The following is a 22,614-nucleotide window of genomic DNA, read 5'->3' on the forward strand; positions in this document are numbered from 1 at the left end:
CTTTCCTAGTTAAACCAAGATTTAACGGAATCAATCATTTGTCGCCACATACCGCCCTCTTGAACATCGGCTAATGCAATGAGCGGTAACTGCTTAATTACCTTACCTTGGTCTGAAAAAATAATTTGCCCTAAGACATCACCCCGTTTAACAGGCGCATAAATCTCTTTACTGACCTGAATCGCGCCCTTGAGATTGTTATAGTTGCCCTTTTGTACACTGACATACACTTCGTTGGTGACACCGGCTGGAACCGTTTCAGTCTCACCTTTCCAGACACGCGCCTCATGCAGTACGGCATTGGCATTATACATTTTATGCGTTTCAAAGGTGCGAAACCCATATTCTAATAATTTTTGGCTATTCTCGGCACGCGCGTCTTCGCTAGCTGTTCCCAACATAATTGAGATCAAGCGCATATCCTGACGCTTAGCAGAAGCTACCAAGCAATAGCCCGCTTTATCGGTAAAACCTGTTTTCATCCCGTCAACAGAGGCATCACGGAAAAGTAATTTATTACGGTTATATTGACGAATTTTGTTATAGGTAAATTCTTTTTCTGAATATAACTTATAGCGCTCAGGAAACTCGGTAATAATAGCCTTAGCTAACAGGGTTATATCGCGTGCGGTGGTATAATGATTTTCGGCCGGCCAACCAGTTACATTCATATAATGCGTATCTTTCATACCTAGCTCGGCTGCTACTTGATTCATACGCTCAACATAAGCCCCTTCACTTCCTGCTACATGTTCAGCAATAGCAATAGCCGCATCATTGCCCGATTGAATAATCAAGCCACGCATCAGCTTTTCTAGTTCAATCTTTTTGCCCACCTCAATAAACATGCGGGAACCATCCATTTCCCACGCCGATTGATTGATCAAGACCTGATCTTCTAGTTTGACCGTACCTTTGGCTAATTCACGATACAACACATAAGCGGTCATTAGTTTAGTGATACTCGCAGGATCAACACGTAAGCTTGCATTATATGCCGCTAACTCTGAACCACTTTGATAATCCACTAATAAAAAGCTATTTGCGGCAATCTCTGGTACACCGGTTGCCAAGGCTTGCACTTGTTCAGGTGGTACAATCGGTACTACCTTATCAACGGCTACAGCATAGCCACCGAATCCTAATGAAACGATTAATAAACCCTTTTGTATTATCGTTTTAATCATACTGATCTTAACTCCCTGCCCGATCTGATATTGCTAGCCATTAATGCCAATCACTCGGAATTTTGCTAATCCATTACCTTCTAAGGTATTTTTAACGTTATCAATCTCACCTTGTGTATAAAGTGGACCAATACGCACTTGATGTACTTCGCGCCCCTGAAATTGTGCAGTCGCCATTTCTGATTTGCGTAACCCCGCAGCGGCTAAGCGCACATAGGTATCAACTGCTTGTGCTTGTGTAGGATAGCTGCCCACAATAACATAAAATAGTTTACCTTGTGCCTGAGCTTTTACTTCAGGGGAGACGGATTTATTAGTATTAGTCAATCCAGCCGTAGGCGCTATATACAAAGCTTGTGGGTCTTGTACCGTCGGTTTATCCAAGCCCTCCACTATCACAGCGACTGATCCCTGTTCATTCAAACCTAAAGCCCTTGCTGCGGCTTGAGAAACTTGAATTAAAGCTCTAGGATCACTCGGTAGCCGATCATTCACCCGTACCACTATAGAGCGCCCAGTATCTAAACGCGTAATGCGTACATCACTGGGAATAGGCAAGGTACGATGGGCGGCCGAATAGGCTTGCGGATCATAGGTCTCACAACCTGCGGTCGCCTGTCCTGCCTGTTGCGCTTGATAAACCGTAGCCCAACCTTGCTCACGATAATCCGCGCCTGAACTAAGCACCTTAAATACTTGACCCTGTGCCTCATAAGCGGCTGGATTACCACATTGAGCACTCGCTTTGTGAGTAGGCTTTAAAATGGGAATCGCCTCTACTGTCTTACCTTCAAGGCTTTCACCCTCAAATACCGAACAAGCACTGAGATAGAATATCCCGCACCCGATTAAACAGCGCGAAGCATAGTTTATTATAGTAAGCATATTAGCCCCGTGTAGAGTATCTTGCTATGACTGAAGTAGCGTTAAGATTCAAACTCTTATGCCGGCAAGCATAGCACCACCTACCTTAACCGCTTGCTAAAACCTGTTACTCATTTAACACTTAATCATCGGTTTGATAAATACGCTTACGCTTTTTCATACCCATAATAATGCCAAAGGCAATCATCAAGGTCACAATCGAGGTTCCACCATAGCTGACTAATGGTAAAGGCACACCCACCACAGGCAAAATACCACTCACCATCCCCGTGTTGACTAATAAGTAAATAAAGAAGGTTAAACTCAAGCTACCGGCTAATAAACGTGCAAACGTATCCTCACCCTTTGACGCAATATATAAACCACGCCAAATGATGAACAAATACAAAGAGAGCAACGCTAAATTACCGACTAAGCCAAACTCTTCCCCAAACACCGCATAGATAAAATCGGTGTGACGCTCCGGTAAGAAATCTAAGTGGGACTGATCACCATTTTGCCACCCCTTACCATAAATGCCCCCTGCACCAATCGCTATTTTAGACTGATAAATATGGTAGCCTTCTTTTAAGACATCTACATCATCACTAATAAGGGTTAATACCCGCTGGCGTTGATACTCGTGCATCCCATAATGGAACATTAAAGGCGCTGCTACTGCCACAAAGGCTATCGCTCCCCCTATTAACCACCACGACATTCCGGCTAAATAAATGACGAATAAGCCTGATACAGCAATTAATAATGAAGTACCTAGGTCAGGCTGCTTCATAATTAAGAGCATTGGCACGGCAATCAGAACTAAGGCGACAACAATATCAATAAAGCGCGGTGGCAAACTCTTTTCTGAAAAGTAATACGCTATCATCATAGGCACGGCGATTTTCATCATTTCAGCCGGTTGAATATCAATACCCACGTATAGCCAACGAGTAGCTCCTTTTTTAGTTTCACCAATAATCAAGACTAATATCAGTAGCACTACACCTATGCCATACAGCCACACTACCCATTGGCGTAAGGTTTTGCTTTGAATTTGTGAAAAAATCAACATCAAGCTAAAACCTAAGAGAAAATGCAAACCTTGCCGATACAGCATTTCTGAAGACATATCGCTAGCACTGTATAAGGTCACGCCCCCTACAAAAATTAATAAACTTAAGGCGGCAATCAGTACTAAATCCAAACGCTGTAAGATTTGCACCACAATCGGCGGGAGTAAACTATTAAACATGCTTAGCGCTCAACGGGTGGCTTAGGGTTTTTAGTATTATGAGCTAACACAGCTTGATCAGAGCTACTGACAATAGGCTTAGGCGGCCCTGCCGGTGCATTAGGATCTAGTACAGGTTTGGGAAGTAAGTGTTCATCCATCATGGCTCGTGCTAGAGGTGCAGCCACTGAACTCCCTCCCCCGCCGTTTTCTACAATCACTGAGACGGCGATTTTAGGATTATTAGCAGGCGCAAACCCTACAAATAAGGCATGATCATGTAAGCGTTTAGCTAATTTTTTAGCATCATATTTAGCATTTTGTGCGATACCAAACACTTGTGCGGTTCCGGTTTTACCTGCCATGGTATAGCTAATACCTTCACTGACTTTTTTGGCCGTACCATAACTGGAATTCACTACATTAATCATACCGTTAATGGCTAAGTCCCAAAAACGCGCACTTTTTAATGCCACTTTAGGCAAATATTCAGGAGGTAGTACCTCAGGAGGCTCATTTTTTACTCTACGCACTGCGTGTAATAGGCGGGGTTTAACTCTCACACCACGAGTCGCTGTCGTAGCTACAGCATGGGCTAACTGTAAAGGTGTTGCTAACCAATAGCCTTGCCCAATACCAATATTAACGGTATCGCCCGGATACCAAACTTGTTTATAGCGTTTTTGTTTCCATTCAGGAGTGGGCATTAAACCCGGAGACTCGGAGGGTAAATCAATCCCTGTTACCTGACCAAAACCATAACTACGCATAAAAGCAGAATACTTCTCTACCCCCATGCGGTAAGCCATATCATAGAAGAAAGTATCACACGACTGCGCTATAGCACGATCAATACCCACCGATCCATGCCCTGACTTTTTCCAACAACGATAACGATGCTTATTGCCCGGTATTTGGAAAAAGCCCGGATCATAGGTGGTTTTACTCGGCCAAATAACACCTTCTTGCAACCCTCCCAATGCAACCATCGGTTTAATCGTCGACCCCGGAGGATAAGCTGATTGTAAAGCACGGTTATATAACGGACGATCAGGATTATCGCGTAATTCGGTATAGTCTTTGTGAGAAATTCCATTCACGAATAGATTAGGATCGAAAGTAGGCACACTCGCCATTGCTAGCACTTCACCATTATTAGGATCAATAGCAATAATGGCTCCACGCTCCCCTTTTAATAACTCTTCTGCTTTTAATTGCAGATTCATATCAATACTTAAAAATAGATCTTGTCCACCCACTGGTGGTTTTTCATCTAATGTATCTTTATATTGCCCATGTGCATCCACTTCGACTAAACGATAGCCCGTTTGACCATGTAGCCGATCCTCGTGCGAAGCCTCGACACCCGTTTTACCAATATGGGTACTGGCTGCATATTCGTCACGATTAAGATTTTTCATATCGCGCTCGTCAATACGCCCTACATAGCCGATCACATGGCTAGCCACCGACCCATAGGGATAGTTACGCTCCATGCGTACCTCAACATCGACTCCGGGAAAACGTGGCTTATTGACCGCAAACTTAGCCACCTCTACATCGGTCAAGTTTTCTTTTAAAACAGTGGGTTGATAGCGGCTAGTCTTGCGCAATTGCTGCATAAACAGGCGATGTTCTTTTTCTGAAATAGCGACTATGCCACTCAGTTGACCTAACAAAATCTCAATATCGCTATAACGCCGCAAGCCATCACCATTCAAATCGGGTACGCTGTCGCGCACAATCTGAATCACGTATTTAGTTTTACTGTCGGCGAGTAATACGCCATTACGGTCATAAATCTGCCCGCGTGTAGGGGCTATAGGAATACGTCTTTGATAATTCTGTAGTGATAAATCAGTATAAAAAGCATGTTGTTTTACTTGTAAAAAATACATGCGTGCTGAAATACCGGTTAGTGCTAATAACACGATTAACGCAGCGATAATGGCACGGCTATTAAATAATTGTTGTTCATCGCGCTCGGTTTTAATGGATAACCGTTCACCCATAATTGGCAAGCCCCCAAGTGGTGAGAAGGGTGCAATGGCTACTGCATACAATAGCCATTTTTAGACATTATAACACGCGAAGATTAGGCTTTGCTGTCTTGGTAACGTTTTACACTGGCTAAAATCTCTGCTTTAGCGTCGTCTGCCCCGCCCCAACCTTCAACCTTGACCCATTTGCCGGGTTCTAATTCCTTGTAACGCTCAAAGAAATGTCTAATTTGTTGCAGTAATAATTCTGGTAACTGCTCATAAGAGGTTACATCTTTATATTGAGGCGCTAATTTACCCGCTGGAACTGCAATAATTTTAGAATCGCCGCCGGCTTCATCGCTCATTTTCAGCACCCCGATAGGACGCGCTGGAATTACGCAACCATGGACTAAAGGATGAGGTGTTACGACTAATACATCAGCAGGATCACCATCTTCGGCTAAAGTATGGGGTACAAACCCATAGTTAGCGGGATAAAACATAGGAGCCGACATAAAGCGGTCGACCATTAATGCGCCAGTCTCTTTATCGACTTCGTACTTCACGGGAGAAGATTGAGCTGGAATTTCAATAATAACGTTGACAGAATGGGGAACATCCTTCCCTACAGGCAGATTATCAATAATCATGAGCGATTTACCTTTCGTTGAAACCGCCGACATTATAGCCATTAATTGATGCGGTGCACACCATACTTGCACTGCATCATTCAACTAAGGTATAAGTTCGTGACGTGATTTAAGAGTAGAGAAAAGGTGAGAAGGCTATGCGCATTGTATTATTAGGAGCGCCCGGTTCGGGTAAAGGCACTCAGGCTCAACGCTTGACAGGTATTTATAATATTCCACAAATCTCTACAGGAGATTTATTACGGGCAGCGGTCAGCGCTGGCACAGAATTAGGTTTAAGAGCTAAAGCGGCGATGGATGCCGGTGCTTTAGTTTCTGACGATATTGTACTCGGTATGATTCGTGAGCGTTTACAACAAGACGACACTCAAAACGGTTTTATCCTAGACGGTTTTCCCCGTAATACCGCCCAAGCTGAGAGCTTAGATGCTTTATTAGCGGAAGTCGATCAACCGATTCAATGTGGTTTATTAATTGACGTTGATTTTGATGTATTGCTGAAGCGTTTAACCGGCCGTCTCTCTTGTAAACAATGTGGTGCGGTATTTAATCGTTACTTCTCCCCACCTCAATTAGACGATGTATGCGATGTGTGTGGAGGTGAACTCTATCATCGTGCGGATGATAATGAAGAAACCATTGGCAATCGCTTAAAAGTATATGAGCAAAATACCGCTCCTTTAATTCAGTATTACGCTGCACAAAATAAACTGCGCAAAGTAAATGGGGTTGGGGAAATGGAAGCCATTACTCAAGCGATTCAAGCTGAATTAGCTACTGTATAATTTGAACTTTGAACTATGTCCAACTCTTTACGTGATCAATTACTTAAAGCAGGTTTAGCCACCCAAGCTCAAGTAGATAAAGCTGAGCAAGAAAAGCAAAAACCTCAGACCAAAAAGCCGCAAGAGCGCTTAGAAAAACGTGAATCCCCAGCACGTCCCTCTAAGCCTCAACCAGCGCCCACTGCTAAAAAGCCCGCTCCTAAATCGGAGGAGGATCTAGCTCAATTCTATAGCGCTCGTGATAAAGCCGAGCGTGAAGAAAAGCTAGAACAGGAGCGCCGCCAACGGGAAGCCAGCGAACGTAAAAAGCAATTACGCCAACAAGTAAAAACCTTACTTGAAGGTCAAATACTTAATCAGCCAGAAGCAGAGATTCGTTATAACTTTGTGGTCGGTGAAACGATTAAGTATTTATATGTAACCGCTGAGCAGCAAACCCAATTAGCTCAAGGGCAATTGGCGATTACTTTTTTGGAAGGTAAACGGTGTTTAATCAGTTTAGAGTTGGCGCAGCAGATCAAAGCAATAGACCCTGACAAATTAATTGTCATTGCTGATCCCAATGATGAGAGTGACATTCCGCTCGAAATACCTGAAGAGTCAGAGTCAGTCACCCCGACTGAGACTCAAGGCCAAGCGGTATAATTCATTCTTAGCTTGTCCGGTTAAACGGGCTGCAATACTCGCGGCCTGTTTCACAGGTAGCTCTTCCTCTAAGAGCACCTTTACTATTGTACTCGCCTCAAGACTAGCGCTAGTTTTCTCATCTATATGGTGATTACCTGCAACCATCACGACTAGCTCGCCGCGCTTGATATTGTCATCTAAAGCGACTACCTGTAGTAAAGCACTCAAGGTTCCCCGATAAAAAGTTTCATAGGCTTTTGTGATTTCACGCCCAATAACGACTTCTCGCTCTAAACCAAACACTTCTGCTAGAGCCGTTAAGGTTTCTTCTATCCGATGACAAGATTCATAAAACACTAAAGTGCGCGTATCGTGCTTTAAAGATTCAAGCACTTTAAGACGGGCTGAGTTTTTGGCTGGTAAAAAACCTTCAAAACTAAAACGATCAGTAGGTAGTCCGGCGACAGAAAGCGCTGCAATCACTGCACTCACTCCGGGAATCGGTACTAGATTAAAACCGGATTGGGACACTTCACGTACTAATTTATAGCCCGGATCACTAATCAACGGTGTTCCTGCATCACTGACTAAGGCTAAGGTCTGTCCCTTATGTAGTGCCTCTAATACTGAGTCAATACGTTGACTTTCATTAAAATCGTGCAAACTCACTAAGGGTTTTTGTATACCTAAATGGGTCAATAAGCGCTGGGTAACACGCGTATCTTCAGCATAAATCGTATCGACTTGTTCCAATACTTGGGCGGCGCGTGCGGTTAAATCACCCAAATTGCCAATTGGGGTAGCAACACAATATAAAGTCGCGGCAACTACATCCATACCATTCTCTTTTCGGGCAAACACTAAGCACATTAACATAAACAATGCTATGATGCGGGTAAAATTATAAATGGGCTTATTTTGGGGTCGCTGTTATGTATCAATTATTAAAACAACGCATACATACGTATGCCTATCCGCTATTTATTTGTACTGCTTTTACTCTGTTAACAGGGTGTTCGACTACACCAACCGACACGACTACTCAACCGCTGGGCAATACGGCAAAACTGCCTCCCGCCTACCCTAAAACCAGTACGCTACCTGACACACCTATTTATACCCCACCTCAACCAGAACTGTCTGCGCCTCAAGCTGCTCAAGGTAGCTTACGCCTAGCTAATCGCCTCTTGCAGCAAGGGCAAAAAGCTGAAGCTGCTCAGATGTACTATCAGCTTGCACTCAACTATCCCTCGCCACAACGGGAACGTATTATTTTGCAAGCCGCAGAAATTAGCGCTTCTATGGGGGATGCCCTTTTAACTAATCAGTATTTAGCACAAGCGAATACTCAGCATATTAGTGGCGAGAGCTTAGAGCGCTTACGTTATATTAAAGCTTTGCTAGCCCTGCAAGTAGGCAAACCTAATACTGCCTTAAGTCTCTTACCGGATGAAAGTACAGTCAGTCAATCACCCGCCTTGCAAGAAAAGATTTATCATGTGCGTCATAAAGCCATGAGTCTTAATGGCAGTATTAATACATCCTATGCCTCCGCACCGCCTCAACAAATACAACCACAGCCTGTTAAACAAGAGCCTGTTATTCCGACCAGCACGGCACGTATTGCAGTGTTACTCCCGCGCTCAGGTAGTTTAGGCGGGGTAGCGAATGAAATTTTCCAAGGTATTCAACTAGCTCAAGCGCAAACCGGTAATGATACACGTATTAAATTCTATGATGTGAGTATAGGGGTATTGAATCAATATCGTTCAGCGGTTGCTGAAGGGGCGGATTTAATTATTGGTCCCTTGGATAAAGAAAATGTTGTCGAACTACTACGCTACCCACAAGAATTAAGTAAGCCTATTCTGGCTCTAAACTATTTAGAAGGTAATGCTGCCACACCGAGTGTGTTGTATCAATTTGGGCTATCACCTGAAGATGAGGCGGTACAAGTGGCTCGCACCGCTTTGCATCGAGGTCATCAACGCGCAGTAGTCATGGTTCCAGACTCTGCATGGGGTAATCGATTAGAAAAAGCTTTCAAGGCAGCTTATCAAGCTGAAGGTGGACAAGTAGTTAGTATTGCTCGCTACCCTAATAGCCCTAAGAACTATCTAGAACAAGTACAGCGTCACGTCACAAATAGCAATGCACAAATGGTATTTCTAGCCGCATCGCCCACACAAGCACGCTTGATGCGCCCCTTATTACAAGCTCAAGCGGGCTTATTGCCTGTTTATGCTACCTCACATATTTTCTCTGGACGCCTAGAACCTAATAAAGACTCTGATTTAGATGGTATTATTTATACTGAAATTCCGTGGATCTTGGATAATATACGCAGTGGTGCTTTAAAAAATAGCCAATATCCTCGTATGTACGCACTAGGGATTGATGCCTTTTTGGTAGCCAAAAATCTGCAAAATTTAGTTTATGGCAATCAGACCTTAAGTGGCAGAACAGGGCAAATCAATATGCGTGACCAAAAAATACAGCGTACTTTAGGATTAGCCACCTTTATTAAGGGCGAGCCTGCCGCACTTGAAAACTAAAACAGTAGCCTCGCAAACTAAACTAGCCGCGCTGCAAGCAGGCAAGGAAGCAGAAGAGCGAGCCTTATCCTATTTGCAGCAGCAAGGACTTCAGTTATTGAGCCGTAACTTTCGCTGCAAAATGGGCGAGATTGATCTCATTATGCAGCATGAGCATCTTGTAGTATTTATCGAGGTAAAATACCGTCACACTGATCAGTATGGCGGTGCATTAATGAGCCTTAGCGCTCGCCAACAACAACGGATTATTAAAGCGGCTAGTTTTTACCTAATGCGTTATGCTCCTCATGCCCAAGCGCGTTTTGATGTGATCGCGCTGGAGGGTGAACATGACTTGCAATGGTTACCTAATGCTTTTACGACGGACTTTTAATTTATGACTACCACCCTATTACAGAATCGTATTCAACATCATTTCCAAACAAGTATTGAAACTAAACAACGCTCAGTTGAAGTACTCACCCAACCTTTAGTACAAGCCGCGCAATTAATGTTCGACTGCTTACAACAAGGGGGGAAAATTATGAGCTGTGGTAATGGCGGCTCAGCAGGTGATGCGCAACATTTTTCCTCGGAGCTGCTCAATCGCTTTGAGCAAGAACGCAAAGGTTTAGCCGCTATTGCTTTAACCACTGATACCTCAACCCTGACCTCTATAGCCAATGATTATGCCTATGAGCGTATCTTTGCGCGTCAAGTTGAAGCCTTAGGGCGTGCGGGCGATATATTGCTGGCTATTTCCACCAGTGGTAATTCCGCTAATGTCAATTTAGCTATCCAGTCTGCCCACGAGCAGGGTATTAAAGTAGTCGCACTGAGTGGTAAAAATGGTGGTAAATTACGTACCCTATTAAATGATAATGATATTGAGCTATGTGTGCCTAGCCCTACTACCGCTCGGATTCAAGAGGTGCACTTAGTACTTATTCATTGTCTTTGTGATTTAATTGATTACCAATTATTGAATACGTCCTCATGAGTAACTCTGACACCACTGATTGCTTATTAAATCGTGTTAATTTACTGCGCGAAATTGGCCCTTATATTCAAAGGCATCGCACTAAAACCTTTGTAATTGCTTTTGCAGGTGAGGTAGTAGAACAACCCACCTTTAGGCGCTTTATTCAGGATATAGCGATTATTGCCTCATTAGACGTGCGCATCGTTTTAATTCATGGCACACGTCCCCAAATCGATAGCCGTATTATTGAAGATGGGGGACAACCTGTATTTCATAATGGCTTACGGATTACTGATAAAGATGCACTACTAGCGGTAAAAGAAGCGTGTGGCTATTTACGAGTTAAAATTGAAAACTTACTCACTAGCGCATTACATCAGCCGCAAATTAATAATAATAGTTTAGATGTTATTTCGGGTAATTTTTTAAGTGCCAAGCCTATTGGCGTGCATGATGGTATTGATTACAAATATACCGGACAAGTCAGAAAGGTTAATGTTGAAAGTATTACTGAGCAATTGAGCCATGAAAATGTCGTATTGATTTCGCCTATTGGTTATTCGCCCACGGGAGAAAGTTATAATTTAGGTTATGAACAAACCGCTATTGCTACAGCTAGCGCTTTAAAAGCTAATAAGTTGATTTTTATTACGCACGAACCTATCCCTATTCCCATTCCCAATGCTATGAGCCGCCAAGAAGCAGAAGCGCTAGGTGAGCGTATGCCTCTACTCAAGCAAATCGCCAAAGCAGTGAGTCATGATATAGAACGAGTGCATATTATTGAAAGCACTACCGATGGCGGATTATTACTAGAGTTATATACCCGCGAGGGTGTGGGTAGTATGATTTCTAATGAGTCTATCGAAAAAATACGCCCTGCGGTATTAGATGATATTAGCGGAATCATTGAATTAATTCGCCCTTTAGAACAAGAAGGCATTTTAGTAAGACGCTCACGCGAGCAATTAGAATTAGAGCTAGGTAATTTTCATGTAGTAGAAGTGGATCAACAGATTGTAGGGTGTGCGGCACTGTATCAAACAGATGATTTACTAACGAGTGAATTAGCTTGTGTTGCGGTGCATCCACAATATAGAGCTAATCATAGGGGAGATCGCTTAGTTAATTACATGCAGCAATTAGCCCTAAAACTAGGCAAACAAAAAATATTAGTACTCACTACACAAACCAGTGATTGGTTTAAAGAACGAGGCTTTGAAGAAAAATCAGTGGAAGATTTACCGGAAAACAAAAAACGTTTATATAATTATAAACGTAATTCACGGGTACTGATTAAAAGCTTATTAGGTAAATCCTAAAGAACACATAAAACTTAGGGCATTATCTAAAAGGATGATGCTCTTTTTAAAGAATTAAATAGCTCATAAATAAAAAAGCCCCGAACATATATAATCATGCTCAGGGCTTGAATAACAGCTTGGCACTGACCTACTCTCACATGGGGAAACCCCACACTACCATCGGCGATACTGCGTTTCACTTCTGAGTTCGGGATGGGATCAGGTGGTTCCACAGCTCTATAGGTACCAAGCAAACTTTAAGGGTATCGATGAAGCATGTGCTTATTTAGGTTGGTCTATTTCACCAACAGGGCTTCATCACCCAATCTAGGAAAGTCATCAAACGTGTGTACTTATCTACTGAGTACCGTAGATGCTACCCGCACCCCAGTACCCTCAATCTCAACCGCGCAAACCGCTACGGGTTATAGAATCAAGCCTCACGGGCAATTAGTATGGGTTAGCTTCATACATTACTGCACTTCCACATCCCACCTATCAACGTCGTCGTCTCCAACGGCCCTTTAGGAGAGTCTAGCTCTCAGAGAGTTCTCATCTTGGGAGGGGCTTCCCGCTTAGATGCTTTCAGCGGTTATCCCGTCCGCACATAGCTACCCAGCAATGCCACTGGCGTGACAACTGGTACACCAGAGGTGCGTCCACTCCGGTCCTCTCGTACTAGGAGCAGCTTCCCTCAAAACTCTAACGCCCACGGCAGATAGGGACCGAACTGTCTCACGACGTTCTGAACCCAGCTCGCGTACCACTTTAAATGGCGAACAGCCATACCCTTGGGACCTGCTTCAGCCCCAGGATGTGATGAGCCGACATCGAGGTGCCAAACACCGCCGTCGATATGGACTCTTGGGCGGTATCAGCCTGTTATCCCCGGAGTACCTTTTATCCGTTGAGCGATAGTACTTCCATGCAGAGCCACCGGATCACTAAGACCTACTTTCGTACCTGCTCGACGTGTGAGTCTCGCAGTCAAGCGTGCTTATGCCTTTACACTATCCTCTCGATTTCCGACCGAGATTAGCACACCTTCGCGCTCCTCCGTTACTCTTTGGGAGGAGACCGCCCCAGTCAAACTACCCACCATGCACTGTCCTAGATACGGTTATATCTTAGTTAGAACGCCGAACATACCAGGGTGGTATTTCAACGGTGGCTCCACTCGAACTAGCGTCCGAGCTTCTAAGCCTCCCACCTATCCTACACAGGCAGGTTCAGCGTTCAGTGCAAAGCTGTAGTGAAGGTTCACGGGGTCTTTCCGTCTAGCCGCGGGTACACTGCATCTTCACAGCGATTTCAATTTCACTGAGTCTCGGGTGGAGACAGTACAGCCATCGTTACGCCATTCGTGCAGGTCGGAACTTACCCGACAAGGAATTTCGCTACCTTAGGACCGTTATAGTTACGTACGCCGTTTACCGGGGCTTCGATCAAGAGCTTCGCCTTGCAGCTAACCCCATCAATTAACCTTCCGGCACCGGGCAGGCGTCACACCCTATACGTCCACTTTCGTGTTTGCAGAGTGCTGTGTTTTTGATAAACAGTCGCAGCTGTCTGGTCTCTGGTCCAGTAGCTATTCACCACCAGAGGCGTACCTTCTCCCGAAGTTACGGTACCATTTTGCCTAGTTCCTTCACCTGAGTTGTCTCAAGCGCCTTGGAATTCTCATCCAGCTCACGTGTGTCCGTTTGCAGTACGGTTCAGTTATACCTGAAGCTTAGAGGCTTTTCTTGGAAGCGGGGCATCGACTACTCATGTCCCGTAGGACACTCGCCATCACGCCTCAGTATTAAGATCCCGGATTTGCCTAAGATCTCTACCTAAACGCTTAGATACACATCCAATAGTGTTCTAGCCTAGCCTTCTCCGTCCCCCCATCGCAGTATAACTAAGTACGGGAATATTAACCCGTTTCCCATCGACTACGCATGTCTGCCTCGCCTTAGGAGCCGACTAACCCTGCGCCGATTAACGTTGCGCAGGAAACCTTGAGCTTTCGGCGGACGGGTTTTTCACCCGTCTTATCGTTACTTATGTCAGCATTCGCACTTCTGATACCTCCAGCAAACCTTCCAGTTCACCTTCACACTTACAGAACGCTCCTCTACCACTTGCCTTACGGCAAATCCCTAGCTTCGGTATATGGCTTAAGCCCCGTTGAATCTTCCGCGCAGGTAGACTCGACCAGTGAGCTATTACGCTTTCTTTAAAGGATGGCTGCTTCTAAGCCAACCTCCTGGATGTCACAGTAACCCCACATCGTTTCCCACTGAGCCATAATTTTGGGACCTTAGCTGAGGGTCTGGGTTGTTTCCCTTTTCACGGCGGACGTTAGCACCCGTCGTGTGTCTCCCATGCTCGCACTTCTCGGTATTCGGAGTTTGCAATGGGTTGGTAAGCCGGTCAGGGCCCCCTAGCCATAACAGTGCTCTACCCCCGAGAGTGATACATGAGGCTCTACCTAAATAGATTTCGAGGAGAACCAGCTATCTCCGAGCTTGATTAGCCTTTCACTCCGATCCACAACTCATCCCCTGGCTTTTCAACGACAGTGGGTTCGGACCTCCAGTACCTGTTACGGCACCTTCATCCTGGTCATGGATAGATCGCCCGGTTTCGGGTCTACACCCAGCGACTGAACGCCCTGTTCAGACTCGCTTTCGCTACGCCTCCCCTATCGGTTAAGCTTGCCACTGAATGTAAGTCGCTGACCCATTATACAAAAGGTACGCAGTCACCCCGTAGGGCTCCCACTGCTTGTACGTACACGGTTTCAGGGTCTATTTCACTCCGCTCTCCGCGGTTCTTTTCGCCTTTCCCTCACGGTACTGGTTCACTATCGGTCGGTCAGTAGTATTTAGCCTTGGAGGATGGTCCCCCCATCTTCAGACAGGATTTCTCGTGTCCCGCCCTACTTAATATGTCCTCTATGACGTTTCGTGTACGGGGCTATCACCCGCTATCGCGAGCCTTTCCATACTGTTCCACTACCCCATAAAGATTCGGCTGTTCCCCGTTCGCTCGCCACTACTGAGGGAATCTCGGTTGATTTCTGTTCCTACAGGTACTTAGATGTTTCAGTTCCCTGCGTTCGCTTCCTGTTCAGGATACTCTACATGTAGAGTGGGTTTCCCCATTCGGACATCCATGGATCAATGCTCGTTTGCAAGCTCCCCATGGCTTTTCGCATGCTACAACGTCCTTCGTCGCCTCTGACCGCCTAGGCATCCACCGTGTACGCTTAGTCGCTTGATTCTATAACCCTTAACGGTCTATTGTTCCTTTTGCTGTTGCATGATACTGTATCAGTGTCTAGAGTCGGGTTAAAAAGGATTATTGCTAAGGCTTTTTAATCACTTCCTTCATGTCGTAAGGTTGCCCTATCTTCATGATGGATACTGTCAGTAGGCTTCATGCCGCACAATAGCCAGGTTATAGTACAACTATAACTTGAACGATTTTGCTTGAGATTGTTTTGTTCTTAAGTGCGTTACCACTTAAGCTTAGTTTACTCTCGCTTGATGCTTTCCTATTTTGTTAAAGAACTCAGCTATAATCTTTTTATAGCTGATTTGGCTAATGCCATATAATAACACTCAACCCCTGTTCAGTCTCACTGAAGGTGTCGAATGCTCTTATATCGCATTAGTCGCTTAAGTACCTAGACCTGACCGTCGTCAACGCTAAGATGGTGGAGCTAGACGGGATCGAACCGACGACCTCCTGCGTGCAAAGCAGGCGCTCTCCCAGCCGAGCTATAGCCCCTTTTAACCGAGTGGTGGGTCTGACAAGACTTGAACTTGTGACCCCACGCTTATCAAGCGTGTGCTCTAACCAACTGAGCTACAGACCCTCGCGTCCCAGTTAGGCCAGGGTACTTTCAAATAAACTTGTGGGGGTGCTCGAATCATCCTTGCTCTTAAAGGAGGTGATCCAGCCGCAGGTTCCCCTACGGCTACCTTGTTACGACTTCACCCCAGTCATCAGTACACCGTGGCAAGCGCCCTCCTTTCGGTTAAGCTACCTGCTTCTGGTGCAACAAACTCCCATGGTGTGACGGGCGGTGTGTACAAAGTACAGGAACGTATTCACCGCGACGTTCTGATTCGCGATTACTAGCGATTCCGACTTCATGGAGTCGAGTTGCAGACTCCAATCCGGACTACGACCGGCTTTCTGGGATTTGCTCCACCTCGCGGTCTCGCGTCCCTCTGTACCGGCCATTGTAGCACGTGTGTAGCCCAGCCCGTAAGGGCCATGATGACTTGACGTCATCCCCACCTTCCTCCGGTTTGTCACCGGCAGTCTCCCTAGAGTTCCCACCATGACGTGCTGGCAACTAGGGACAGGGGTTGCGCTCGTTGCGGGACTTAACCCAACATCTCACGACACGAGCTGACGACAGCCATGCAGCACCTGTGTACAGGTTCCTTGCGGCACTCCCCAATCTCTCAGGGATTCCTGCCATGTCAAGGGCTGGTAAGGTTCTTCGCGTTGCATCGAATTAAACCACATGCTCCACCGCTTGTGCAAGTTCCGTCAATTCCTTTGAGTTTTACTCTTGCGAGCGTACTCCCCAGGCGGTCAACTTAATGCGTTAGCTGCACCACCGAGTCCTAAATCGAACCCAACGGCTAGTTGACATCGTTTACAGCGTGGACTACCAGGGTATCTAATCCTGTTTGCTACCCACGCTTTCGCACCTCAGTGTCAATGTTGGTCCAGGAAGTCGCCTTCGCCACTGATGTTCCTTCCGATCTCTATGCATTTCACCGCTACACCGGAAATTCCACTTCCCTCTCCCACATTCTAGTCTACCAGTATCAGATGACCTGCCTAGGTTGAGTCCAGGGATTTCACATCTGACTTAATAAACCACCTACGTGCGCTTTACGCCCAGTAATTCCGATTAACGCTTGCACCCTCCGTATTACCGCGGCTGCTGGCACGGAGTTAGCCGGTGCTTCTTCTCTAGGTACCGTCATCTTCGTCCCTAGCGAAAGTGCTTTACAACCCGCAAGTACCTTCTTCACACACGCGGTATTGCTGGATCAGGCTTGCGCCCATTGTCCAATATTCCCGACTGCTGCCTCCCGTAGGAGTCCGGACCGTGTCTCAGTTCCGATGTGGCTGATCATCCTCTCAGACCAGCTATGGATCGTCGCCTTGGTGAGCCTTTACCTCACCAACTAGCTAATCCAACGCAGGCTCATCCAATAGTGGCCGAAGCCTTTCCTCCGTAGAGCGTATGCGGTATTAATCTGGATTTCTCCAGGCTATCCCCCGCTACTGGGTAGATTCCCACGTGTTACTCACCCGTGCGCCACTCTAGGCCCCGAAGGGCTTACCGTTCGACTTGCATGTCTTAAGCATACCGCCAGCGTTCAATCTGAGCCAGGATCAAACTCTTCAGTTTAATCTTGTGCTGATTCATCCAGTCACTGACAACGTTAAACGCCTTCAATAACCGCTAACCAGCGTGTTTCTTTGCTCAGAATATATAATAGTGAATTACTTTCTTGACGAAAGTGAATACTTGATACATTCTGTTACTACAGATGATTCAAGCACCCACACAAGTTTATTTGATTGCTTTTTAAATAACGCGTTAAGGTCTTGCTTAACGAGAGGTGCGCATTCTAGTTCGTGCTTCGTAGTCTGTCAAGCGCTTTTTGCTATAACCTACTACTTGTTTTTCACTTACCTGATTCGCACCGGAATCTTTTATTTCCTAAACAAACTCAGCTACTGGTCACTACTAACTACTTGATTTCGCTTTCGTTTTTCAGTCCGCCGCGTCGTTCGGAGATGCGCATTATATACATCTCCTCCTCTCCGTCAACTACTTTTTTGAAAAAATTTTGTAGTTTTTTACAGTAGCTTTTTGCCTTATAGCAGCTAATACACTTAAGCTTATGATTCAGCAGCAATTAATTTAACACTAAATTTTTGCTTCTAATACTCGCCAATCAAACCCTTTTGCTTGGCACGCCAGTGACACATCGCTGGCAGCGCAATTAAGTCCTTCAGCTAAGGCTGCTTGTGCATACTCAGGTAAATTATTTTGCTCACTCAGATGCATACCCACTACGTGTTGTAGTTTGTCTGTTTTAATGGCTTGTAATAATTGAGTGGCTTGGGCGTTGGCTAAATGACCAAACGAGCTGGCTACCCGCTGCTTTAATTGAAAGTGATAAGGACCTGTTTCTAACAGATGCTGTTCGTAATTACATTCAAGTAGTAATGCATCTAGCTCAGATAAGTGCTCTTTAATGCAAGGCGTCAATGCTCCCACATCAGTCAACATACCTAAATGCCACTGACCGTCCGACACTACTAATTGACAAGGCTCGCGTGCATCGTGAGGAACAGGAAAAGGTTGCAGTGTTAAATCCTGAATACTAAAAGATTGATGAATATTAATGGGCTGGAACCGCGCAAACTCATTATCGCGCATACTATTAAAAGTTCCGACACTCCCCCACACTGGAATGTGATAACGCCGCGATAAACGCCCTACTCCATTAGCATGGTCACCGTGTTCATGGGTTACCACAATAGCGGTTAGGTGCTCAGGATCGCAACCTAAACGCCATAATCGTTTTTCTACTTCATTTAGGGTAAACCCGCAGTCAATAAGAATGCGAGTTTTTCCTGATTCAACTAAGGCAGCATTACCCTTACTACCACTGCCTAATGAAGCAAAACGCAGCATTACAACTCAAGATCTAACTTCAATTGGGCTAGAAGTTTATCTGCTATTGCAGGCTTAGCATTCTTTTCAGGGAAAATACCTACAAAGGTGACGTTCTCTTTGCGTGCTACTTTCACACTATAGACCTCATCATCTTCATTAACGGTATTTTCTTTTTCTAAACCTAGAGCGCGATTGATCCAACCTTTACGCGGGATAAAGCTATCATCCCCTGAATTATACAGCACCGTATAGGTTGCTTTTTCAGCATCCTTATTTTGAATACGCAAGTTCAAATTAGGTAATAACGTTTCCAGACGCTTCCACACCTCTAAAGGAGCCTCATTGGTCGCAATGGCATTAGTACCATCATCGAGCTTAATGATTTTGACTTGACGCCCTCCGCTAGATTCCTGCGGCGCTACAGCAAAGGTTGGATCAAAATCGGGGGTACTTAACCCCGGAGGAATCGCAAGCGCTTTAACACTTTTACTACCACGATAGGCTACATTATCGTCTACCGTATCCAGTTTAAAGGTAGAGCAACCTATCAAGAGGCTACTCATCATTAGGGTAATTACACCTAACTTAATAGATAAGGTCTGGGGCTTGAACTTCATAATTCGTTGTATCTCTTAAATCAGATTCAAAACTGTACCTGTGCCATCCGCATCGCTTGGCGTACAGTTTCATGATGCTGGGTCGACAGCGGTGTGAGCGGCAAGCGGATTCCTTCTTCATGACCATAGCCCATTTGAGCTAACGCCCATTTCACCGGAATCGGATTCGCTTCCACAAAGAGTGTAGAATGGAGTGCACGCATTAGGGCATCCAGACGTTCCGCTTCAGCACGATTACCCGATAAAGCCGCACTACACATTTGGTGCATCAGTGCAGGTGTGACATTGGCTGTCACCGAAATATTGCCTTTGCCACCTAATAAAATCAGCTCCATCGCCGTGGCATCATCGCCGGAATAGACCTCCAGTTGATCGCCACAACGCTGCATAATGTCTTTAGCACGCTCCAAATTTCCGGTGGCTTCTTTAATGCCTACGATATTAGCAATGGGGGCTAAACGCTCTACCGTTTCAGGTAATAAGTCGCATACGGTGCGTCCGGGGACATTATAAAGAATCTGCGGAATAGCGACTGACTCAGCAATCGCTTTGAAATGGCGATATAAACCTTCCTGAGTAGGCTTATTGTAATAAGGAGTTACTAATAAACACGCATCTGCCCCTACCTCTAAAGCTTCCCTAGTTAAAGCAATGGCTTCTTGGGTACTATTAGAGCCAGTACCCGCAATCACTGGGATTTTACCTTTAGCTAAAGTGACAACACGTTTCACGACGTGGATATGCTCAGCAGGCGATAAAGTCGCAGACTCGCCCGTAGTACCTACTGCCACAATAGCATCAGTACCATTTTCAATATGAAATGCTACTAAACGCTCTAATGCTGCCTCATCTACCTCACCTGTTGAGGTCATTGGGGTGATCATTGCCACCATACTGCCGCGAAACATGCAATCCCTCCAATCAATAATATGCTGCAAGTCATACTACTTGATCGAGACTGGATAAGACAAGCAAGATACTCGCTAATGCATACTCGATGACTGTACACCCATGAGACGTGCTTGACGCTGACCCTCCTCACCTAAAGTATCCATCAACACTTGTTGTGCTGATAAAGGCAACTCCCATTCTGCTGGCTGTAAGCGCTCGTAGTGTCCTGTCGCATCCAATAACCATGCATAGGTATTGTCTTGCAGATAAATCTCAAATGCTTCATGGCGCACCCGCGCCCGTAATTCAGGATCTAGAATAGGAAAGGCAATCTCCACCCGCCTAAAGAAATTACGTGGCATCCAATCCGCACTGGAACAATACAATTCTTCTTGATTGTCATTGTAGAAATAAAATACCCGTGGATGCTCTAAAAACCGCCCCATTACCGAACGCACCCGAATATTATCCGATACACCAATAATCCCCGGGCGCAAACAGCAAATCCCACGCACGATTAGCTCAATTTTCACCCCAGCATTGGAGGCTCGATATAAGGCTTCAATCACTTGTGGCTCAATTAAGGCATTCATACGCGCCATAATGAGCGCTTTTTTTCCGGCTTTAGCATGGGTAATTTCACGCTCAATTTTATTTAAGATACTGTTATGCAAACGAAATGGTGAATCCAATAAACACTTTAAGCCCTTCATCCGCCCTAAGCCTGTCAATAGGTGGAAAACCTTATGCACGTCCTCACCTATATCTGGATTGCAAGTAAACAAGGCAAAATCGGTATAAGCTTTAGCCGTGCCTGCGTGATAGTTACCCGTAGACATATGCACGTATTGGCGCAACTTACCCTGTTCACGCCTCACTACCATACAAATCTTAGCATGCGTTTTATAGCCCACTACGCCATAGACGACATGCACACCGGCTTGTTGTAATTGATTAGTCAAATCAATATTAGCCTCCTCATCAAAGCGTGCTCGTAACTCCACCACTGCTGTGACATCTTTACCTAAACGTGCGGCTTTAATGAGTTGGTCGACTAATACCGATTTCTTACCTGTGCGATATAAGGTCAACTTAATTGCCAATACCGTAGGGTCAACCGCTGCTTGTGACAAAAAATCTATCACTGGTGTAAAAGCTTGGTAGGGTTGATGAATGAGAATATCGCGCTCACTAATACGCTCAAATAGATCAATCTTAGTGCCTGCTCGCTCTAATGAGCCGGGTGCAAAAGCAGGATAATGCAGTTCAGGTCGAGCAATAAAATCATAGAGGGTCATTAAACGATGCAAATTGACCGGACCATTAACTTGATAAAGCTCTGCTCGAGTAAGATGGAATTGCTCCAGTAAAAATTCAATATTGCTATCAGGGCAAGACTCCGCCACCTCTAAGCGTACTGCTGAACCATAATTACGGTGGGGCAGTTCGCCCTGCATCGCTTTTAATAAATCGTCGATCTCTTCCTCATCCACATACATATTACTATTACGTGTCAAGCGGAATTGATGACAACCCAAGACTTCTAAGCCCGGAAACAAACGCGCTATAAAGGCATGTAAGATGGATGATAAAAATACAAAGCTATCGGCACTCGGCGCTATATCGGCTGGCAGGCGAATAATGCGTGGCAAAGTACGGGGAGCCTGCACAATCGCCATATCGACTTCACGCCCAAAGGCATTTACACCCGATAAATTCACCACAAAATTTAAACTTTTATTGATTACATTCGGGAAAGGATGCGAAGGATCAAGGCTTAAGGGGCTTAATAATAAACGTAATTCCTGATCAAAATAATTAGACAACCACTCTAATTGAGCTTCTGTCCATTCACCACGCCGCACAAAATGAATCCCCTGCTCCGCCAAAGCCGGAATGATGGCATCATTTAACACCTGATACTGACACTCAACTAGCTGATGTGCTCGCTCACTTATCGCCGCTAATAGTTGTACTGCGGAGAGATCATCTGAGGTTTTCAGGGGCACACCTAAGTTTTGCTGCTCTCGAATACTCCCGACTCGTACCTCAAAAAATTCATCTAAGTTAGCACTAGAAATACATAAATATTTTAAGCGCTCTAGAACAGGTAGTGACTGATCTTGGGCTAACTCTAACACCCGTGCATTGAACGCCAGCACACTCAGTTCACGATTTAGGAAATAATCTGGCTTATTTAATGGTGACTCTGGCATAACTACCCCTATTAAACTGATGTGGACAT

General features: G+C 45.2%; 16 protein-coding genes, 2 tRNA genes and 3 rRNA genes. 6 read left to right on the forward strand and 15 right to left on the reverse strand.

Going from position 1 to position 22,614, the window contains the following annotated elements:
* Nucleotides 1–5: 5 nt before the first annotated feature.
* The 5 genes from IPL34_RS04310 to ppa form a co-directional block, all read right to left on the reverse strand.
* The gene (locus tag IPL34_RS04310; RefSeq protein WP_296838236.1) at nt 6–1,187 is read right to left on the reverse strand and encodes a D-alanyl-D-alanine carboxypeptidase family protein; all 1,182 of its coding nucleotides are present in this window, start codon (nt 1,185–1,187) and stop codon (nt 6–8) included.
* Between the two features lie 33 nt (nt 1,188–1,220).
* Nucleotides 1,221–2,072 (reverse strand): RlpA-like double-psi beta-barrel domain-containing protein, encoded by an 852-nt coding sequence (locus tag IPL34_RS04315; RefSeq protein ID WP_296838241.1) that lies wholly within the window; start codon nt 2,070–2,072, stop codon nt 1,221–1,223.
* Nucleotides 2,073–2,193: 121 nt separating this feature from the next.
* The gene (gene rodA, locus IPL34_RS04320) at nt 2,194–3,306 is read right to left on the reverse strand and encodes a rod shape-determining protein RodA (RefSeq protein WP_296838246.1); all 1,113 of its coding nucleotides are present in this window, start codon (nt 3,304–3,306) and stop codon (nt 2,194–2,196) included.
* A gap of 2 nt (nt 3,307–3,308) precedes the next feature.
* Complete coding sequence (gene mrdA / locus IPL34_RS04325) at nt 3,309–5,297, reverse strand: penicillin-binding protein 2 (protein ID WP_296838249.1); 1,989 nt, start codon at nt 5,295–5,297, stop codon at nt 3,309–3,311.
* Nucleotides 5,298–5,380: 83 nt separating this feature from the next.
* Nucleotides 5,381–5,917 carry an inorganic diphosphatase gene (ppa, locus tag IPL34_RS04330; RefSeq protein ID WP_296838253.1) on the reverse strand — a complete coding sequence of 179 codons (537 nt, stop codon included), beginning with the start codon at nt 5,915–5,917 and terminating at the stop codon, nt 5,381–5,383.
* A gap of 137 nt (nt 5,918–6,054) precedes the next feature.
* On the opposite strand from ppa, the gene IPL34_RS04335 reads away from it, so the two are divergent.
* Together IPL34_RS04335 and IPL34_RS04340 are read left to right on the forward strand one after the other, a co-directional pair.
* On the forward strand, nt 6,055–6,702 hold the full coding sequence (locus tag IPL34_RS04335; protein WP_296838257.1) for an adenylate kinase: 648 nt from the start codon (nt 6,055–6,057) through the stop codon (nt 6,700–6,702).
* A 15-nt stretch (nt 6,703–6,717) separates the two neighbouring features.
* Nucleotides 6,718–7,347 carry a DUF2058 family protein gene (locus IPL34_RS04340; protein ID WP_296838261.1) on the forward strand — a complete coding sequence of 210 codons (630 nt, stop codon included), beginning with the start codon at nt 6,718–6,720 and terminating at the stop codon, nt 7,345–7,347.
* On the opposite strand, the gene rsmI is transcribed toward IPL34_RS04340, so the two are convergent.
* A complete protein-coding gene (gene rsmI / locus IPL34_RS04345) occupies nt 7,309–8,166 on the reverse strand; it encodes a 16S rRNA (cytidine(1402)-2'-O)-methyltransferase (RefSeq protein WP_296838266.1) in 858 nt (285 codons plus the stop codon). The genes IPL34_RS04340 and rsmI overlap by 39 nt on opposite strands.
* A gap of 95 nt (nt 8,167–8,261) precedes the next feature.
* Here rsmI and IPL34_RS04350 point away from each other — a divergent pair, with 95 nt between their 5' ends.
* Genes IPL34_RS04350 through argA form a run of 4 tightly spaced genes read left to right on the forward strand, consistent with a single transcriptional unit; the run spans nt 8,262 to nt 12,167 of the window.
* Complete coding sequence (locus tag IPL34_RS04350) at nt 8,262–9,884, forward strand: penicillin-binding protein activator (RefSeq protein WP_296838269.1); 1,623 nt, start codon at nt 8,262–8,264, stop codon at nt 9,882–9,884.
* Nucleotides 9,874–10,257 carry a YraN family protein gene (locus tag IPL34_RS04355; protein WP_296838272.1) on the forward strand — a complete coding sequence of 128 codons (384 nt, stop codon included), beginning with the start codon at nt 9,874–9,876 and terminating at the stop codon, nt 10,255–10,257. The genes IPL34_RS04350 and IPL34_RS04355 overlap by 11 nt, the downstream gene beginning before the upstream one ends.
* 3 nt (nt 10,258–10,260) lie before the next feature.
* The gene (locus tag IPL34_RS04360; protein ID WP_296838277.1) at nt 10,261–10,863 is read left to right on the forward strand and encodes a phosphoheptose isomerase; all 603 of its coding nucleotides are present in this window, start codon (nt 10,261–10,263) and stop codon (nt 10,861–10,863) included.
* Complete coding sequence (argA, locus tag IPL34_RS04365; RefSeq protein ID WP_296838281.1) at nt 10,860–12,167, forward strand: amino-acid N-acetyltransferase; 1,308 nt, start codon at nt 10,860–10,862, stop codon at nt 12,165–12,167. The genes IPL34_RS04360 and argA overlap by 4 nt, the downstream gene beginning before the upstream one ends.
* A 117-nt stretch (nt 12,168–12,284) precedes the next feature.
* Here the strand turns inward: argA and rrf are convergent.
* From rrf to ppk1, 9 genes are all read right to left on the reverse strand, one after another.
* Nucleotides 12,285–12,400: ribosomal RNA gene (gene rrf, locus IPL34_RS04370) — 5S ribosomal RNA — on the reverse strand.
* A gap of 178 nt (nt 12,401–12,578) precedes the next feature.
* A 23S ribosomal RNA gene (locus IPL34_RS04375) occupies nt 12,579–15,419 on the reverse strand.
* A 434-nt stretch (nt 15,420–15,853) separates the two neighbouring features.
* A tRNA-Ala gene (locus IPL34_RS04380) sits at nt 15,854–15,929 on the reverse strand.
* Nucleotides 15,930–15,940: 11 nt separating this feature from the next.
* A tRNA-Ile gene (locus IPL34_RS04385) sits at nt 15,941–16,017 on the reverse strand.
* A gap of 68 nt (nt 16,018–16,085) precedes the next feature.
* Nucleotides 16,086–17,580, reverse strand: a 16S ribosomal RNA gene (locus IPL34_RS04390).
* The 16S, 23S and 5S rRNA genes sit together here with 2 tRNA genes alongside, the layout of an rRNA operon.
* Nucleotides 17,581–18,105: 525 nt before the next feature.
* Complete coding sequence (locus IPL34_RS04395; protein ID WP_296838285.1) at nt 18,106–18,879, reverse strand: MBL fold metallo-hydrolase; 774 nt, start codon at nt 18,877–18,879, stop codon at nt 18,106–18,108.
* Nucleotides 18,879–19,427 carry an outer membrane protein assembly factor BamC gene (gene bamC, locus IPL34_RS04400; RefSeq protein WP_296838288.1) on the reverse strand — a complete coding sequence of 183 codons (549 nt, stop codon included), beginning with the start codon at nt 19,425–19,427 and terminating at the stop codon, nt 18,879–18,881. The genes IPL34_RS04395 and bamC overlap by 1 nt, the downstream gene beginning before the upstream one ends.
* 77 nt (nt 19,428–19,504) lie before the next feature.
* Entirely contained in the window at nt 19,505–20,386 is an 882-nt protein-coding gene (gene dapA / locus IPL34_RS04405) for a 4-hydroxy-tetrahydrodipicolinate synthase (RefSeq protein ID WP_296838291.1), read from the reverse strand.
* 75 nt (nt 20,387–20,461) lie between these two features.
* On the reverse strand, nt 20,462–22,585 hold the full coding sequence (gene ppk1 / locus IPL34_RS04410) for a polyphosphate kinase 1 (protein WP_296838293.1): 2,124 nt from the start codon (nt 22,583–22,585) through the stop codon (nt 20,462–20,464).
* Nucleotides 22,586–22,614 lie beyond the last annotated feature (29 nt).

The sequence above is a fragment of the Thiofilum sp. genome (assembly GCF_016711335.1).
In the GTDB taxonomy this organism is placed as follows: Bacteria; Pseudomonadota; Gammaproteobacteria; order Thiotrichales; family Thiotrichaceae; genus Thiofilum.